This is a genomic window from Dysosmobacter acutus, assembly GCF_018919205.1.
GTDB classification, from domain to species: domain Bacteria; phylum Bacillota; class Clostridia; order Oscillospirales; family Oscillospiraceae; genus Oscillibacter; species Oscillibacter acutus.
The window spans coordinates 2,234,927-2,252,332 of sequence record NZ_JAHLQN010000001.1; the positions used below are offsets into that span (position 1 = coordinate 2,234,927).

Below are 17,406 nucleotides of genomic sequence, written 5' to 3' on the forward strand. Positions count from 1 at the left end.
AGATTCAAGGAAATGAAGAAAGGTGGAAAGATTCTTATGAGGAAAAAGCTACTCAGTGTTCTCCTTGTTCTGTGCATGGCGCTTTCCCTCCTGCCCACTGCCGCATTGGCGGATGAGCCGGAAGTGCCGACCACGCCTGAGGAGGTTACAACGGAGCCGCTGGAGAATACCCAGGAGCCTGAACAGGCGGCCGAGCTTCCGGAGGAGGCGGTCACCTATGACGCGCCGCAAAGCACCGATCAGGCCGAAGTGAACGGTACAGCATATCCCACGCTGGCTGCCGCTCTTGATGCGGCCGGTGACGGCGATACCGTCACATTGCTCAGCGATGTAACTGCCACAACATATGATGGCAGTGTGACAATCAGCAAAAAGGTCACGCTTGATCTGAATCAGTATTCTCTGATTGCAAAAGAATCCGGCTGGTTTTCTTTGAAGGCGGAGATCACTTTGAAAAACGGCACTGTCTCCTATGAGAAAAGTGACGGATTGTCAATCAATGCTCCCGTAGTGATGGTGGACTGCACGCTGAAGAGCTCCACAGGGTCTGCAGTAAAGTTGTCCTCCGGCAGCACCCTAACTGCTACCAACTGCACCTTTGAAATGACTGGCAAGGGCAGCGCCGCAATTAAAGGTACGGCGGACCAGGTGCTCCTGAATGGCTGCACCGTAAACGGCGGCACCAGCACGTATGCCATTGACCTCACCTCCAATGATGTCCTGCTGACAGACTGCACGGTAAGCGGAGGAAGCTCCGAATCCATCTATGCAGTAGTTTCTAACGCAGGCGGCACCTTCACGGTAGATGGAGGATCCATCACCGCCACTGCCGACAAGCCCGCCGCTTCTATCACCTGGAGTTCCCAGGGCACTCTTGTGATAAAGGGCGAATCAGAGGTTTCAGGTACTGTGAAAATGTACGGCACCGCAGATAACGCAGGCGGCCATATTCGGATAGAGGGCGGCTGTTACAGCGCCGAAAGCACAATTGCCAGCAATAAGCCTGCCAATGTAGAGATCGTCGGCGGCTACTATACCGAAAACAGCAATGTCGGCGACTTTGTAAAAGCCCCCTATATGGTCGTGGCCAATACGGATGACGCCAACAAAGAGGCATATCCCAAGGCCATTGCCGCTCCGGAGACCGGCTCCGTGGCCTACGTCGCCGATGTCAACGGCGGCACCTCTTATAAAACCATCGACGAGGCAATCGCGGGAGCAAACGGAAAGCCCATTCTGCTGCTTGCAGACGTGGAGCTGAGTTCCCTGCCCGCAGACACATCTATCAATGCCCAGAATAAGTCGGTGAGCTACGGAGGCTCCCTGGCCAAGTTGGTGTCCACGGGTGCTGAGCTGATCAATGTGGGGACCCTGACCGTCACCGATGGAGCCGTCGGCAGCTTCACCATGGCCGCCAAAGAAATTACGGCCGGTTTTGTACCGGAGGCACTGCGGGCCACGGTCCTTAAGTACATCCCCGATGATTACAGCATCGGTGATCAGAACGGTTTAAACGGCAAGGTGGCCGCTACCAGCAGTTTTGGCGCCACAATCGGCAGGACAGGCTATGAAGCTCTGGTCAACGCACTGTCTGTTGCCTGCCAGAACGACACATCCTCCAGCCAGATCAACGACGTGGTGGTCATGCAACAGGATTCGTCTTCCCACACCGAAGCCCTGGCCTATGCCACCTATACTCTGGATCTAAATGGCCATACATTGGGTGGTTCTTCTAATGAATACGGCTTTGGTATTGTTCCGGTGAGCGTCCTGTCCCCAAGCCATGCCAACATCACCCTGACTGACAGTGCCAAAAGCGGCGAAATCGTCGGCAGCAACTTCGGCGTGGTTCTGAACGGTGAAGTTCCCGGAGTCAAGCTGGTCTTAGACGGCGTCAAGGTGACCTCCACCACCGGCGAGGGCGTCTATTTCCCCGGTAAGGAGCACAGCGCCCTGACCATCAAGAGCGGCACAGAGATCACCGGCTCTACCGGCCTCGGCATCAAGGGCGGCAACGTTATCATTGAGAATGGCGCTAAAATCAGCGGTACCCGGGCAACATCTGAAATTCCGGAGGCATCTACTCCCAGCGGCATTTCGGACCTGACCGGCGATGCCGTCTACGTGGAATGCGGCTACAATTTCCCCCTGTCTTTGACCATTCAGGGCGGCTGTTTCTCCAGCGTGTCCGGCGAAATGGTTCGCATGCTCTTCTCTGATACCACCGAAGTGGAAGAGACCATCTCCATTTCCGGCGGCTATTTCTCCGCCAAGCTGGACAGCAAGTATCTTGCAGCAGGTTATTATGTCCAGCCCAGCGACAAGGACGGCTACAGCTACATGGTCAGCGACAGCGCGGTTGCTCAGATCGGCACCGACAAGTACGGCACCCTGGCCGAAGCCGTAGCTGCGGCTGGCGAGGGACAGACAATCCGCATGCTAAAGAACACCACTTTGGACAGCGTTCTTTCCTTCAGCGGCGACAAGGCGGTTACACTGGACCTGAACGGAAAGACCATTACCTCCGATTACGCGATCAACATCGATACCGGAGCTAAAGTAACCATTCAGGGCAGCACCGGAACCATCGCACTGAACAACGGTGCGCGCCTGATTATCACCGGCAACACCGCGTATGAAAACAGCGGCGTGCATATTCCGGAAAAGGCCGTCCTCTCTACGCTGAATCTGAAGAGCGGCACCATCACCAGCAGCAAGGGCGCTACCGTCTATGTAAGGGGCAGCGGCGCCACGCTGAATATGACAGGCGGCACAGTCCGCAACACCTATAAAAATGGGACAACGGACGGCAACTTTGCCATCAGCGGAGATGGGACCCGCGACAGCAAAACCGATAACGGCGGCATTACCATCAATATCTCCGGCGGTACAGTGGAAAGCGTCCAGGACTGCGCCCTCTATCTCCCCGGTGCCAACACCACCTCCATTTCCGGCAACGCGGTCATCAAGGGTTGGTGTGGTATTGAGATCGATTCCGGTAAGCTGACCGTCTCCGGCGGAACCATCCAGTCCACATACAGCGGAGACGGAACCCGTAAGTATAAGCCAAGCGGCAGCGGTAACTACAACTTCGGCACCGCTCTTGCCATTGTCTCCAAGGGCAATCAGAGCGCAACGAGTTACTATGGCCACATGGACATCACCATCACCGGCGGCACATTCATCAGCCCCACCTACTATGCCATTGATGAGTACAACCTGGCGCATGTCCAGAATGAAGCGAATCCAAGCGCAGCTTATATCGAAGAGAACGGTTTCTCCATCACCGGCGGCTATTTCTCCGGTAAGGTCGGCGCCATTCTCTCCGACAATATGAAGTCCTTCATTACCGGCGGACGGTTTACCTCTGACCCCACCGCCTACCTTGCCACTGATTATTTGGCTGTGACCGAGGACTACACCACCGGCGGCGTCACCTATAAGTACGCTGTTCAGGAGAAGAAGACCGAAGTTGAAGTGGTCGTGTCTCCTCCCAACGTGGCTCCTCTCCCCGAAAATGCCAAGGATGAGGTAAAGGAAGCTGCCGCGGCACTGGAAACCGCCCCTGCTCCCGAAGGCCTGGAGACTGTTGCCAACAAGGTGGCCCAGAACACCACGCTGACCAGCGATAGTCCCAGTGTCAAGAAGGCCTTGGAAGAGGCGGAAATCGATATCGCTGACGAGTCCGTTACCATCGTGGTGGAGCCCTATCTGAACATCGAGGTGAAGGACTGCGTCAAGGATGAGGGCAGCGACGCTCTGGTCACTTTGGAGCTGAACATCACTCCCATGTACAACACCGTGGCCACCACTGCCAATGTCAGCGAGGGCGACGAACTGGTCAAGGAGATTCCGGAAGGCAATGACAATCCTGATTTGAAAGTCAACGCCGCGGTGGTCGGTTCCCCCAAGCCCATGACCGTCACCACTCCCGTGACCATCACCATTCCCCTGCCCGATGGGTTCTCCGTGGAGAACCTGAAGGTTCAGCACACCAAATCCAACGGCAGCGTCTACTATTACGACGCCACGATTGAGGGAGACTCTTCCAAGACCGCCACCTTCACCGTGACCCACGGCTTCAGCAAGTTCGTTCTGAAAGCCGACGCCCGCACCGCCACCGTCACCTTCAAGAACGGTAATGACATTGTGGCTGAAAGCCAGTCCTTTAACGCCCTGAACGTGGGCGACAAACTGCCCACCGCCTCCAAGAGCGGCTACAGCTTCAGCGGCTGGACCTTTGAGGGCATCGACGGAACCTACACCACCCTGACCGACAAGCTCCTGGATGCTTTGAATGGCAAGGATGTTACCGCAACCGCCAAGTTCTCCGCCAACTCCAGCGGCGGTGGTGGCGGCGGCGGCTCCGTCGTCACTCCGCCCACCGGCTGGAAGAACCCCTTCACCGACGTGAATGAGAACGACTGGTGCTATGACGCAGTGAAGTACGCAGTGGAAAACGGCCTGTTTAACGGCACCACCGACACCACCTTCAGCCCCAACGCCACCATGACCCGCGGCATGCTGGTCACCGTGCTCTACCGCCTGGAGGGTTCTCCCGCCGTGACCGCCGCGCCCTCCTTCTCTGATGTGGCCGCGGACAGCTACTGTGCCAAGGCCGTGGTTTGGGCCAATGCCAACGGCATCGTCAAGGGCTTCTCCGAGGATGTTTTCGCACCGGGCAGCAACATCACCCGGGAGCAGATGGCCGCGATCCTGTACCGCTATGCGCAGTACAAGGGCATGGAGGCCGTGACCCTGGAAGAAAACCTGACCTCCTTCCCCGATGCCGATGAGATTTCCGAGTATGCCGTCTCCGCCATGAACTGGGCGGTTGGCAAGCAGCTCATCACCGGCAAGACCGACGGCACCCTGTCTCCCAAGGGCAACGCGACCCGCGCCCAGGTGGCTACCATCCTGATGCGCTACTGCGAAACCGTGGCGAAATAACAAGTGCGAAAGAGACCGGAGCTGATGCTCCGGTCTCTTTTTATTGCAAAGCGGCAAAAAAGCCGTGGGGCGCGGTGTGCCCCACGGCCTGAAACCCCTTATTCTCCTCCGGCTCCGTCGGAGAAGCGCGCAAAAGCAGCGTTTTACGCTGTTTTGTCAGTTGGCGTTAATAATCTTCCACCACTTTGGTGCGGATTACCTGGGAAATGTTCCAGTTGCCCAGGATATAGATGGTATCCATGGCTCCGGCTCTGGCATTTACGTAGAAGGACACCAGAGGATCCACGGAACCGTAGCCCGGCAGATAGTAGCCTGCCATGGCCAGAGGCAGGTCCTCCACAGTCTGGATATCGTCATACATCCGATTGAGTGAGTACGGGGTCTGGGCAATGTAGAAATCATACTCCTTGGGCCGCGCCTGACGCCAGATCGTTACTTCTTTATAGCGCACATCCGTAAAGACCACCCGGCCGTCCGCCAGCACCACATCGAGGGCCGGGCTGTTGTAGACCAGATTCACCGCGCGGATGCAGGCCCGGTTGGCCGGGCGGTTGTTGCAGGGTTTATCCGACACCCGCACCAGATCCAGCACTCCGCCGGAGCGCACGATGGCCAGGGTGATCACTTCCCCGGCGCTCATGGGTACGCTGCTCTGGTAGAGCACAGTCCGGGGAGAACGGACGCTGTAGATGGTGACTGTACGGAATCCGTCAATCACATTGAAATAATTGCCAAGGTTTCCAAACGCCAGATTGTTGGCCACGGTTCTGGATCCTACCGCCACCCGGACGGGCTCTCCGTCCGCTACAGCGTTGAGAAAACGAACCGTCGCGTATCCGGGGTACTCCGGGCGGACGCCGGGCATGGGGATGCCCACAATGGGCGGCAGAGGGATCACCGGGGTCTGGTCCGGATTCGCCGCGGGAGGCTGACCCACGATGGGCGGCAGAGGAATTACCGGCGTCTGGTCCGGATTCGCTGCGGGAGGCTGGTCCACAATGGGCGGCAGGGGAATTACCGGCGTCTGGTCCGGATTTGCCGCGGGAGGCTGATCCACGATGGGCGGCAGGGGAACCACCGGGGTGTCTCCCTCATCCGGTACGATGGGTGGCAAGGGAACAACAGGGGTGTTTTCCGGCAGCGGCGTTGCCGGTACATCCCGGAGATTTTTTTCTGTTGGCATGGAGTGAAGCTCCTTTCAGATGATTGCGCGCTGATTCACCACGCGCCTGTTTCATTGTATGCCCCGCGGACCCGGTTTGCCTGTCACCGGCAGGCCTTTCCTTCTATCCAAAAAAAGTCGATTTTTGCGGTATAACCTGTCCCCATCTGCCTATACTATCTCTGTGCGTTTTCCGAATCTCAAACGCTTGACAGCATAAGGAGGGATTTATTCTGGGGCAGGCAACTTTGTATACGCTCAACTGTACCAACTGCATTTTTTTAGAAAAGCTACTGGATAAAAGCGGCATTTCCTACGAAAAATGTACAGACGCAAAAGCCATGCGTAAGCTTGGGTTCACCACTGTGCCGGTTCTGGAGGCCGACGGCCGCCGGATGTTTTATCCGGAAGCGGTAGAGTGGGTCAATCAGCAGATCAAGGAAGGGTCCTGATCCCGTCTGGGTTCAGGACCCTTCCTGCTCAATTCCTATTTTTCCTTCTGTCCCTCTGATGCTTCCTCATGAAAAAGGGAGATCAGCATCCGCACTGTGATCCGTTCCGCCTCCTCTAAGGCCTTTTGCATCCGCCCGGCCTCCTGGAGCCTGAGTCTATCCCATGCAGGCTTTGCAGCCGCCGCATCAATCCCTGCCCTGCACTGCGCTATGTAATCAATGCAGAGTGCCAGCTGCAAAAGGTCCGGTTCGTCCATTGTTCCCTTGTTCCTCCCCAAAGGCCAGGCGGCAGGGCAGCCGTGCCGCTCCAAGGTTCCCTGTACCAGGCGCAGGGTCTGCCGCACATAGGCCATGTCGGCCGCTTCTCCGCTCTCCTGCCTTTTTAACCGCTCTGCTTTCATTTCCGCTTTTGCCTCTCCCCTCTCCCATTGCATCTGTTGGCGTGCAGAACGGCCAGTCTGTACGCCGCCCGACAGAATCATATTCCCTTTAGTACATTTATTCATTTTAAATGAACTTTATGGCAGCAAAATATTGTCGATAGGGACACCGTATAAATGGCACAGCCGCACCAGAGTCGTGGCCTTCAGCGGAACCTTTCCCCGTTCCCAGTTTGCAACTGACTCTGTTGAGACACCAAGTTCCGCAGCAACCTCAGCTTGGTTCAGATTGGCGTTGATCCGTGCTGCCCTGAGCGTAATCTTGTACTCCATCTCGCGCACCTCCGTTCGTTTTAATTGAACTTATCATACGACAACAGGCTATCTCTGTCAAGCGGATGTTCAAATTAAAATGAACTTTTTGGAATTTCTATTGCAATTTGTTCAGTTTTCATGTAAAATGCTTTTGAAACGGGGTGATACAATTGACAGAGCGGGAAATGTGTGTGGTATTTGCAAAAAATCTCAACCGGGTGATGTTGGAAAAATCCATCAAACAAATTGACATTGTGAATCAGCTCCATGTTGCAAAGGGTACAGTGTCCGCCTGGTGCGCGGGACAGAATATTCCCCGGACGGACAGGCTCAGCGAGCTGCTTCAGCTCCTGCATGTGGAGCTCTCCGACCTGCTTTTGGAAAAACCCCGGAGGGATGATCTCCGGGCGGATCTTTTGCTGTCTTTTGACGCCCTCTCCCCGGAGGCGCAAAAGGAAGTTCTGGCTTTCATCGCCTTCAAAAAGACTCAGGAACCCAAACCCGCCCGCCGCTCACGCTCTGCCGGGAAGCGAATCCCCTTTCCCCAGAAGGGCGATATTCCCATTGTCGCCCGGGGTGGTCCGGTGGGTCAGATTTCACAGGACGCCGCCCGCATCCTGGAGTTGAAGGCCCAAGAAACAGATGAAGAGCCTTGAGTTCTGCAAAGCACTTCAGAGGAGTTGCTTTACATGAGTTCCTATGGAAAGTATACCGGCGCCAGAGACGCCAGCTGGCAGTGCCTGCTTGACTGCCAGATCTCCTCTCTGCCGGTACAGGTCAATGAATTGGGAGGCCGTCTGGGGATTCGTCTCTATAAATACACAGTCAATCGGGAGCCGATCATTGAAGCGGGCCTTGGGGCATATCTGGCTGCCGACGGTTTTTCACTTCAAGCCCCTTCCGGACAACTGATGGTCTTTTTCAACGACCGCTACAGCCATCATCGGATCCGTTTTACTGTGGCCCATGAGTACGGCCACATTCTGTTGGGGCACATGGGACATATAGTCTGTCCCCACGGCGCGCTGCTGTCCTCTCCGGACCCCAAAAAGGAGCGGGACGCCAATGTGTTCGCCTCCCGCCTTTTGGCGCCGGCCTGTGTTCTGTGGGGCTGCGGCGCACAGACGGCAGAGGAGATCGCCCAGCTGTGCGATATCTCCAAGGATGCTGCTCAGGTCCGCGCGCAGCGCATGCAGCTTCTGCGCCGCCGAAACGCCTGGCTGCGCTCCCCTTTGGAGCGCAGTGTCTTCACCCAGTTCCAGCCCTATATCGAGGCCAACAAGCTCTGAGGTGTCCTGTTTTTAATCTGTAAATCAATTGAGGAGCGGCTTCAGGGTCTTCTGAAGCCGCTCCTCAATTGACAAAAACAAAAAAGCCGAATTTCTATGCACAATGTTATAAAACCTTTTTTTCACATATATAGCGAGTCAAACCTTGACTATGCTTGCCATATTCAATTGCCTCTTTCGGGCAATGGCAGATACACGCCATGCAGTGTGTGCAGGCATTTCCCCAGACAGGTTTTCCATTTTCGATACAAATATTGTTCAGTGGGCACACATTGGCGCATTTACCGCAGGCAATGCAGTCACTGGTGGCAAAAAAATTTTTGGCATGTACGAACATTGGATAGAAAAGGTCATTTACGATTCCGCTATTCATGTTATCTTTAAAAGAAACATCCATTTGCGGAAACTTTTTGTCATTCTTAATATAATTGATCGCCTGGTCTATGACCGGCTCAGCCTTGTCAATAATCTGCAGTGCTTTTTCCTGCGTTGGCGTTGAGAACAGCGCAATATAATTTTCCGGCATTGTAATTCCCATACAGCCCAGATAATTCATTTTCTTTTTGAGACACAGTTTTTCCAGATATTTGCCCGCGTTTCCGATGTTCCCCCCGCAGGTCATAACGAAATACATATCATGGTTTCCTGTAAACGTTGTGTTCTCTATCCATTTTCTCACGATATGCGGGATTCTCCAGGCATAAGTCGGAACCACGATTACCCACGGACGTTCGGCGCACAGTTCTGAAAAATCATTCTCTCTGATTTTATCAAAAAGATCCACGACTGTATCGCCTATCCCCTTCCCAATTCTGTTCGCCACATACGCACTGTTTCCGGTTGCCGAAAAATATAAAATCATAGATTGCTCCTCCACTCTGATTGGGTGATGTGTTTAACGCTTTCATAAATGCGATTGATCAAATCCGAAATTTCTTTCCATTGTGTTCCATCCGTGCTCAAATAATAATAATTTTTGGTTCCCACGCGGCGCATGGCAACAATATCAGCTTCTTTTAATATTTGAAGATGATGAGAAACAGAGGGTCTTGTCAGATGCGTTTTCCCGGCAATTTCGCCTACTCGAATACCGGATAGATCGCTTTCTAACAACACAAGCAATATGAGCTGTCTTGTCTCATCTCCAATGGCAGTAAACGCGTTTCTACATTCTTGGAAGCCATTAATGATTTGCCTTAAGTTTTCCTCACATTCTCTTTGCACTTCAAACCTCCTACATATATCTGACTTCCAATTCTTTATGGGGTGTAGAGCGTAAAAATTTTACATTGGGATAACCGAGCACCAGTGTCATGGCAACCTTTTTTCCTTTCGGTACGCCAATCTCTTTTTTAATTTTTCGTGACATATTGGCCGCCATTGTAAAAAATCCGCTGTATAAAACGCCTAACCCGTTTGCTTCCGCAACAAACTCCATGTTTTGTGCAGCAAGAACGCCATTTGTCTTATCCTTTGCTAAAATAACGATGACAGCAGGGGCGCTGAAAAAGAAAAATTGATCGCTGATTTGATTGTTTCTTGTCATTGGGCTAAACAGATTCGCAACAGGCTTAATTGCCCTGAATAGGGTAACTGCCATCTTTTCAACGCGGTCTTTTCCGGCGGTAAGCACAACATAAGACACATCCTGCATATTTTTTGCAGTATGAGTAAGCCTTCCTGCCTCTAAAATCTGTTCGATCACCCTTTGGGGAATTTCTGTTTCTTGAAAACTGCGTACGCTCCTGCGGAAACGGATCGTGTTCAAAATATCATCAGGAGCAAGCCGTGCATCTCCTGCTTTTTCCATCTGCCCGCTTCCGCACCCAACCAATGAAATTGCCCTTTTGGGGCAGACTGCCGAGCATTGTCCGCACATAACACACTCATCCAGCACAATTTTTGCCTTCTTATCATGTATGACAAGATTGTGGGCAACACATACATTCCTGCACAGACCGCACCCGATACATTTATCTGTATCAACTATTACCTGCCGTTGTTTCATATCCCCAAATCCTTTCGTTAATGTTTTTTAACCATTATATCAAAACACATCCTCCCAAAACAACATTGGTAAAGAAAGACGTTACAAAAAACACTGGCCGCCTGCTTATGGAGCGAACAGACAGGGCAGCTGGCTCTATGGCTACTGCCGTTATAACAAGAACAGACAGGGATCACTTTAATATCACTTCTTCCTCTGAATAAGCCTGGTACCCGCCTGTAAATCGGAGAGGATAAGAAGATCGGCCTCATTTGGGTAGACGCACATGCCGATAATCGCATCGTTGAAACATCATCGACGCCGGTCCGCATGGTGGGCGTGCGGCTATCGATGATGGCAGGACAAACGCTTCCCAATTTCCGCAAAGAAATCTGCGGGCTGCATCTCCCCATCAAGGGCGAACATATCATTGCCAGTGATTTCCGTATCATGGATGAGCCCACTGCCGAGGCTTTATGCAATGCAAATATTTTGCGTTTGGAGGCAAGTGTTTTTGAAGATGCTGCCGCATGGGAAAGGGCCGTGAAAAAGCTTGCCTCAGAAGTTGATGTGATATATTTGTCTGTTGACGCTGATATACTGAAGGCAAAGTATATCCCAGCCTATGAAAAAGCAGTTCCCTACGGCCATGATCTTGATGTGGTAATGCGTAATATTCGCATTGTTATGGAGACAGGAAAAATCGTCGCTTACTCTGTTTTCTGTATCGATTTTGATCATTATGACAGAGGCGGCAACTATACATATCTGAATGGAATGCAGCTGGTGACAGCAGGATTAAGCAATTGGGAGAAGATTCCCTTATAATCGTTTTCCGGTTAAGCCTGATTGCCTGAGAGGTTCTGATTCTCGCCATGATGTACAGTCTTATATCAAGGGCCTGTGGACAGCCCTATCAGGCCCCGGCCTTTTAGAAAATCCCCCTTATGGATTGGTATCCATTTTATGGAGAACATTCTTTTGAGAAAAATTGTCCGGCTTTCATTCTTGCAAAAACAGCGATGAGCAGTCCGATCGGATTGCTCATCGCTGTTTTGTCCGGTTCTTTATCCTTACGATCCAACTCTTTCCCCTTATGCGGTCAAAATTTACTGTAAAAAACTGCCCCGCGCCTCAAGACGCGGAGCAGTATAGCACTAAAGCAATGCAGCAGATGTCACCAAAAGACAGTGTCCCTCCCGCTCTATTTCGCAACCATATTCATGGAGCCAGGCTGCAAGCTCCCTTTTTTACCATCTGGGCCATTGCGTTGCCGAATCTGGCAGGCATGAGTAGGCCCATAAGGCCCTCATCTTCCTAAATGACTTACCCTTTTGTGCTAATGTGGGACTGCGCAGTCCTCAACCAGAACAGTTGAAATCAATACGAAATTAGAAAATCTGTGTCATTATATAGAAAAGCCCTGGAACCTCAACGATTCCAGAGCAATTCTATTGGCAGCGGGTGAAGGATTCGAATCGCCTGTGCGCGATTTTGAACCGTGTCATCTGATGTCGCCGAATGCCGCAAAGTGCTGCGGCACAAAGGGTTTGAGATTTCATTGTTTTAAGTGCTGTTAGAGCGTGTTGGCCGGTTTTACCGTGGTAAGGGTCAGAATAAGGGTCAAAATAAGGGTCTGCTTGTACTTTGCGCCGTGCATGTCAGCTCCTTTGCAAGGCCGCTTTTCCCTTTGGTCGTGCATGAGCGGAGGGCGGCAGGCGCTTGCCTGCCGCCCTCCGTTTTACAGTTGGGGCAGCTTCGGATTATTCGCCCAGGAAGCGATACAGGAACGTCACGATCTGGGCCCGGGTGCAGTCATTGTTGGGGGAGAAGGTGGTGGCGGTGGTTCCGACCGTGATCCCCTTCTCCAAGGCCCACAGGACGGCCTTGTAATAATACGCATCGCTCTTTACATCTGTGAAAGGATTACGGGTCGATGCGGGCTCGGGAGAGCCGGCAGCACGCCACAGGAATGTGACGGCCTGGGCGCGGGTGCAGCTTGCATTGGGAGAGAATGTGGTCTCGGTGGTGCCCTTTGTGACACCATTGCGTACCGTCCAAGTCACCGCGTCCGCATAGTAGGCATTGGCGGGAACATCGGTAAAGGTTACGATGTCACTCAGCGGCAAAAGTTCGGCCTCGATGGTGACTGCGGTGCCAGGCATCGTGAAGCTGTATTTGTTGTTGCCAAGAGGCGTCACAGGGATGTTATTACCCTTTTTGTCCGTCACTGTGACGGTCTGCACACCATAACCATCATCCAGGGTGACAGTGACCGTAACGGTCTGGCCTTCAGATGCGTTGGAGGGGCTAACAGAAATGCTGCCGTTCTTCGGCTGCTCCGGTACAGTTACCGGATTGGAGGTGCTGCCACCGGAAGAACTGACACGTACCTCCTATTACAATATGTTTTGGAAGGAAGCCCAGCATCCAGCTGGGCTTCCTTCCATCTCGTGCCTCAGCTACAATTAGGGGAGCAACTGGCTGACCAGTGCCTCCTTGGGCTCCCATGTCCGCAGAAAAGACTGTCAGCCATATTGTACCATTTTTGGGGTTATATTGCACACCTTTGTTCTGTGCGGTATTGCCCTAAAAAAGATTCACCGTCAGAAAAGAGGGATATCCTCCGTTTCATTCGTATCGGGGTTTCCACCGGAACTGCCGCCGGAACCGCCGCCGGAACTGCCGCTGGAACTGCCGCCGGAACTGCCGCTGGAACTGCCGCCGGAACTGCCGCCGGAACCGCCGCCGGAACCGCCGCTGCCGGAATTATCATCGTTCCCCGGGAGAGGTTTTTCCGCTTCCTGCGCCCCCGCAAGACCAACCTCGGCCACACGTTGAGCAAACTCGTACTCATCCGCGGTAAACACCCCGGCTTTGATCAACTTATCCGCCAGCGTTTCTGTTCCACCCTTTACCTTTACGCCCAATGTCAGCCAGGACAGTTCCGCGGCATCGCCTCTGGTAAAATGGTCACCGCTGTCCCAGCCAGAGGGCAAAAGCCCTATCTGTTCCGCAAAGGCCTTCGCCTCATCCCAGGCGAAATCTTCTCCTCTCTGGTAGCCGAGGACCCGCAGCATGAAAACAATATATTGTGCCTGGGTCGTCAGCTGTCCGGTGCCGAACGTTGTTACGTTGATGCCGCTGGTGATCCAATTTGCATAGGCATAGCCCACATAGGGAGCGACCCAGTTTGGCACGTCAGCGAAAGGATACTGATAGTTTTTTTCTAACGCTTCTTTTTCCGTCCCCAGAAAACGGACCACAAGTGTGATTGCCTGCTCCCGGGGAAGGTCCTTCTCTAACTCGTATCCCGCGTTGGTCCCCTGAAACAGTCCCAATTCATGGAGGGCATCAGCATAGTTATCCTGGGTATTCTCTGCCGCCAGTGCGGTGGTACCCATCCCCAATAAGCCGACAGCCAGAACAGCACAAAGGATTTTTTTCCAGAAGCTCATAGATCATTCTCCTTTTCTTTGTTAATGCAGGCTATTGAAATAGGCGGCAGCCGCATCTCCATACCGCATCAGCGCTTCTGAAAGCGGCTTCAGCGCGCTGCTGCCCTGCTGACGAGCTGCGTAGGCAAAATCTGATATGGCAAATTTCAGAACGGAACTGTACGCATAGGTAACGGTATTGTTCTCCGTATTCCTGTATCCCACCCTAACCTGCGCATAGTAGGGTTTTCGCAGTTCCTTTGCCACAACATCCTGAATAGAGCCGGAATATATGGCGCCGTCCAGAGTCATGGCAGCGGTCTTGAGTTCATTTGCTTCCCGACGGGTCTCCCAGTCTGTCACGCCAGAAAACTCGTCGTCATACAGCAGCACCACGCTGTCAATGACCGCCCCATCCCGCTGTGCCACAGACACTTTGTAATTGAGCCATACCGCACTCTCCAGCGTCAGGCTGACCGATGAGAATTTCACTTCTTCAGAATCCGTGCCGTATTTCGTCTTTCCATCGGTAAGGGAGACATTCTTGCTCGTCCCCAACGCCTTCTGCGCACTGGTTAGAGAACCGTTGGCCAAGTTATCCGTTCGGTACCCAAAATAGCTCTGCGCGGCAGCACCGTAATTGAGCATATCCACCGCAAGTGTTTTAAATTCGGCGGAATAGCCGGCAGCGTTCAGGACTGCCATGGCACACTTTGCAACGCTGTACTCCAGCGGATCGCTGTAAAAATACCGACCGTCTATGAGAACATAGACAACAGAGTAGATGGTATCGTTCATCTGCTTGGCTGGTATGTCGTCGTAGGTAAAGACATGGTAACCGGTATTGTCCTCATAGCGGTAGAGGTCAGAATTCACGCCATCCTTTTCGATCTGCAGCTGCGGATCATCCTCCACTGTATAGCTCTGGGGTTCGGTGGTCCAGAACAGAGAACCCACAGTATAGGGGATGACGACATCCTCCGGCACCACAACGGTGGCTTTGTAGTTGAGGGCAATATTGTCGGTCAGGGTCATACTGGCGGCACGATAGGCAGCCGTGCAGCTGATCTCGCTGCGTGCCACCGTCAGTTTTCCGACGACCGGCGCGCTCTTGTCAAAGGAAATCGTTACGGTGTACTCGCCGTCCGCCAAGGCTGACACCCCATCCTGCGTCAGAATCAGCGCGGCAGAACCGTCGATTGAGACGCTCCCTGTGCGGTATTGTTCGGGCGACAGCGCAATTTCGCCAACCTTGACTGCCGTTACGGAATTGTCGTACATGGTCAGCATAAATTCCGCCGTTTCCTGGGTGTATGGATCAAAGGTCTCCGTTTTCGTTATCAGCACCGCGTTGCTGGTGGGCAGCGGGGCAACTGTAATCGCTACCGTGACAGCATCCGGCGTTGACACATTCCCTGTGCTGCCGCGCACCGTCAGCGTCACGATCTTTCCCGCGTCCTCCGCGGCCGGGGTGTAGGTCAGTTGGTTCCCTTCCAGATTCAGGGTCCCTGTCCCGTCGGTCATCTCCGCCAGGGCGGCAAATTCTTCGGGCAGCCCGCCTTCCCCGTACTGGAACCAGGCAGAAACATCCTGCACCTCATAGCTCACTGCGGACCTTGTTCCGTCCAGCGATGCGGGCGCAGCAGTTCCTTTTTGCCCGGCGGCATCCGCTTTTACGTGCAGCGGGAAAGTCGAGAGCCGGATCGTATAGGTTTTCTCGACCACCGGGGCCGCGCTGCGAATGGTAAATTGCCAAATGGTGCTGTCAGCCTCAGACCGCTGCGGATAGCCCGCCGTACTGGTGGAGGTCATCGGCGTCACGACAATATTATCCGCTATGACGGCGCTGAGATCCGCACCATAGGGGAAATAGGCGAGGAAGGTTCCGTCTTCCTGCAGGCTGGCGGCATAACCGTCCACATAGACCGAGGCCACTGCGGTGGACAGGTCCGTCTGCCAACCGGCGTAGAGGGTCAAATCACCGACGGAGCCTGCCGGGATCTCCGTTACGGGATCGCCTGTGCAGTCCTCGTCCACGTACCAACCGGCGAACTGGTAATCCGCCTTTTCCGGCGCAGGCAGCGTGACCGTGTCAGACTTTACGTTATAAGTCGATACGGCCCCTTCCGGAAGCGTGCCGTCATCAAGTTGATAGCTGATCGTGTAGTCCCTGGTCAATTCTTCCACGAACATCGCCACATCCACAACACCGTAGCCGTAGCTGGTGTCGTAACCCTCTGCGCCCTTGTCCACGGCGCTGGCCTGCAGCAGGGTGAAAACGCCATCCGCTGTGATGTCCTTGTCATAGCCCAGAGCCAGAGCGGCCATTCCGGTGATGACCGGCGCGGCGAAGGAGGTTCCCCGGTTGGATGAAGCGGTAATGTCCAGTTTATAGCCGCTGTTATCGGTATTACTGAGGCTTGCCACGCCGTCGCCCGGCGCTGTAAAGTCAACAGATGTATTCCGCTGGGAAAAGCTGGAGACTTCCAGGCCTATATCCACTGATCCGACGCCAATGACGCCGGGATAGGCGGCGGGATACTGCGTCACGGCGTTGCCGCCGTTGCCGACGGCCGCCACAACGACCGCGCCGGAAGCGACCGCTTCCGCAACCGCGTCCCGCAGCGCTGTCGAGGAATTCGAGGTTCCCAGACTCAGGTTGATAACCTGGCAGCCGTCCTGAACCGCCTGCTCAATGGCGGCTACGACTGCGTCTGTCGTTGTGGTCTTGCTTGAAAAGATGCGGTACGCATGAAGCTCGACATCCGGCGCAATGCCGGCGATACCGCGGCTGTTGTTTGTCTGCGCCGCCACGATACCTGCGGCAAAGGTGCCGTGTCCGTAGGTATCCTGATAATATGCAAGCTCGTCTTGGTTAAAATTCGCTCCGCTGATATTGTTGTCGTTTACGTCTTCGTGTTCAATATTGATGCCGGAGTCCACGAAGCCTACCTTTACACCACTGCCGGTCAAATTCTGTCGATATGCTTCATATGCGTTGATCGTCTGCAGGTTCCACTGATAGTCGGCGTAATAGGGATCGTTGGGCACAACAGAATTGTCGGAGAGAGAGTCCCCATCTGCGGGCTCATCCTCAGCCTCATTTTCAGCGAAGAGCTCCACCAGATAGTTTGGCTCGATATACTCCACCAGTTCTTCCGGGATATCACGAGCTTCTTCCAAACTGTCCACTACGATGAGGCCGCTTTCAGAGCTGCTGTCCCCGCCGCCAAGTACATACAAACTCTGCTGCGGTATCTCGTCTTTCAGTTTGACGATATATCCATCATATTCCAGATCGGTCGACTCGTCCCCGGACAGCGCGTATGCGTTTGGGATCACCATGCATAGGCTCAGGACAAGAGCCATCCCCGCACGGATCTTCTTATGTATCATGACGCGGCTCTCCTTTCCGGTTTTTTATTTTGATACGG

General features: G+C 53.6%; 13 protein-coding genes. 4 read left to right on the forward strand and 9 right to left on the reverse strand.

The window, feature by feature from the left end; translation table 11 throughout:
- The first annotated feature begins 36 nt into the window (after window positions 1-36).
- Entirely contained in the window at window positions 37-4,950 is a 4,914-nt protein-coding gene (locus tag KQI82_RS10775; protein ID WP_216632759.1) for an S-layer homology domain-containing protein, read from the forward strand.
- Between the two features lie 166 nt (window positions 4,951-5,116).
- Here KQI82_RS10775 and KQI82_RS10780 read toward each other — a convergent pair whose 3' ends face one another.
- The 3 genes from KQI82_RS10780 to KQI82_RS10790 all read right to left on the reverse strand — a co-directional run bounded on the left by KQI82_RS10780 (window position 5,117) and on the right by KQI82_RS10790 (window position 7,277).
- Window positions 5,117-6,133, reverse strand: coding sequence for a DUF4397 domain-containing protein (locus tag KQI82_RS10780; protein ID WP_216632760.1), 1,017 nt, complete (start codon window positions 6,131-6,133; stop codon window positions 5,117-5,119).
- A gap of 466 nt (window positions 6,134-6,599) precedes the next feature.
- A complete protein-coding gene (locus KQI82_RS10785; protein WP_216632761.1) occupies window positions 6,600-6,965 on the reverse strand; it encodes a hypothetical protein in 366 nt (121 codons plus the stop codon).
- Window positions 6,966-7,082: 117 nt separating this feature from the next.
- The gene (locus tag KQI82_RS10790; RefSeq protein WP_216632762.1) at window positions 7,083-7,277 is read right to left on the reverse strand and encodes a helix-turn-helix transcriptional regulator; all 195 of its coding nucleotides are present in this window, start codon (window positions 7,275-7,277) and stop codon (window positions 7,083-7,085) included.
- A gap of 173 nt (window positions 7,278-7,450) precedes the next feature.
- On the opposite strand from KQI82_RS10790, the gene KQI82_RS10795 reads away from it, so the two are divergent.
- Both KQI82_RS10795 and KQI82_RS10800 read left to right on the forward strand, forming a co-directional pair.
- Window positions 7,451-7,915: a helix-turn-helix domain-containing protein gene (locus KQI82_RS10795; protein ID WP_216632763.1), complete on the forward strand. Its 465-nt coding sequence runs from the start codon at window positions 7,451-7,453 to the stop codon at window positions 7,913-7,915.
- Window positions 7,916-7,948: 33 nt separating this feature from the next.
- Window positions 7,949-8,548: an ImmA/IrrE family metallo-endopeptidase gene (locus KQI82_RS10800; protein WP_216632764.1), complete on the forward strand. Its 600-nt coding sequence runs from the start codon at window positions 7,949-7,951 to the stop codon at window positions 8,546-8,548.
- 106 nt (window positions 8,549-8,654) lie between these two features.
- Here the strand turns inward: KQI82_RS10800 and KQI82_RS10805 are convergent, their stop codons facing one another.
- Genes KQI82_RS10805 through KQI82_RS10815 form a run of 3 tightly spaced genes read right to left on the reverse strand, consistent with a single transcriptional unit; the run spans window position 8,655 to window position 10,556 of the window.
- A complete protein-coding gene (locus KQI82_RS10805; RefSeq protein WP_216632765.1) occupies window positions 8,655-9,410 on the reverse strand; it encodes an EFR1 family ferrodoxin in 756 nt (251 codons plus the stop codon).
- Window positions 9,407-9,772 carry an ArsR/SmtB family transcription factor gene (locus tag KQI82_RS10810; RefSeq protein ID WP_216632766.1) on the reverse strand — a complete coding sequence of 122 codons (366 nt, stop codon included), beginning with the start codon at window positions 9,770-9,772 and terminating at the stop codon, window positions 9,407-9,409. Before KQI82_RS10810 ends, KQI82_RS10805 begins: the two co-directional genes overlap by 4 nt.
- 10 nt (window positions 9,773-9,782) lie before the next feature.
- On the reverse strand, window positions 9,783-10,556 hold the full coding sequence (locus tag KQI82_RS10815; RefSeq protein ID WP_216632767.1) for a nitroreductase family protein: 774 nt from the start codon (window positions 10,554-10,556) through the stop codon (window positions 9,783-9,785).
- A gap of 240 nt (window positions 10,557-10,796) precedes the next feature.
- Here KQI82_RS10815 and KQI82_RS10820 point away from each other — a divergent pair, with 240 nt between their 5' ends.
- The gene (locus KQI82_RS10820; protein ID WP_338149005.1) at window positions 10,797-11,363 is read left to right on the forward strand and encodes an arginase family protein; all 567 of its coding nucleotides are present in this window, start codon (window positions 10,797-10,799) and stop codon (window positions 11,361-11,363) included.
- Between the two features lie 935 nt (window positions 11,364-12,298).
- Here the strand turns inward: KQI82_RS10820 and KQI82_RS10825 are convergent.
- The 3 genes from KQI82_RS10825 to KQI82_RS10835 all read right to left on the reverse strand — a co-directional run bounded on the left by KQI82_RS10825 (window position 12,299) and on the right by KQI82_RS10835 (window position 17,368).
- Window positions 12,299-12,856 (reverse strand): S-layer homology domain-containing protein, encoded by a 558-nt coding sequence (locus KQI82_RS10825; protein ID WP_338149006.1) that lies wholly within the window; start codon window positions 12,854-12,856, stop codon window positions 12,299-12,301.
- A 285-nt stretch (window positions 12,857-13,141) separates the two neighbouring features.
- Window positions 13,142-13,993: a hypothetical protein gene (locus KQI82_RS10830; RefSeq protein WP_216632769.1), complete on the reverse strand. Its 852-nt coding sequence runs from the start codon at window positions 13,991-13,993 to the stop codon at window positions 13,142-13,144.
- Between the two features lie 21 nt (window positions 13,994-14,014).
- On the reverse strand, window positions 14,015-17,368 hold the full coding sequence (locus tag KQI82_RS10835) for a S8 family peptidase (RefSeq protein WP_216632770.1): 3,354 nt from the start codon (window positions 17,366-17,368) through the stop codon (window positions 14,015-14,017).
- Window positions 17,369-17,406: the final 38 nt, after the last annotated feature.

What these genes read in the sequence shown, in the direction of transcription:
- KQI82_RS10785 (WP_216632761.1), bottom strand. Translation starts at nt 6,965, where the DNA reads ATGAAAGCAGAGCGGTTAAAAAGGCAGGAGAGCGGAGAAGCGGCCGAC.
- KQI82_RS10780 (WP_216632760.1), bottom strand. Translation starts at nt 6,133, where the DNA reads ATGCCAACAGAAAAAAATCTCCGGGATGTACCGGCAACGCCGCTGCCG.
- KQI82_RS10790 (WP_216632762.1), bottom strand. Translation starts at nt 7,277, where the DNA reads ATGGAGTACAAGATTACGCTCAGGGCAGCACGGATCAACGCCAATCTG.
- KQI82_RS10835 (WP_216632770.1), bottom strand. Translation starts at nt 17,368, where the DNA reads ATGATACATAAGAAGATCCGTGCGGGGATGGCTCTTGTCCTGAGCCTA.
- KQI82_RS10830 (WP_216632769.1), bottom strand. Translation starts at nt 13,993, where the DNA reads ATGAGCTTCTGGAAAAAAATCCTTTGTGCTGTTCTGGCTGTCGGCTTA.
- KQI82_RS10815 (WP_216632767.1), bottom strand. Translation starts at nt 10,556, where the DNA reads ATGAAACAACGGCAGGTAATAGTTGATACAGATAAATGTATCGGGTGC.
- KQI82_RS10805 (WP_216632765.1), bottom strand. Translation starts at nt 9,410, where the DNA reads ATGATTTTATATTTTTCGGCAACCGGAAACAGTGCGTATGTGGCGAAC.
- KQI82_RS10775 (WP_216632759.1), top strand. Translation starts at nt 37, where the DNA reads ATGAGGAAAAAGCTACTCAGTGTTCTCCTTGTTCTGTGCATGGCGCTT.
- KQI82_RS10800 (WP_216632764.1), top strand. Translation starts at nt 7,949, where the DNA reads ATGAGTTCCTATGGAAAGTATACCGGCGCCAGAGACGCCAGCTGGCAG.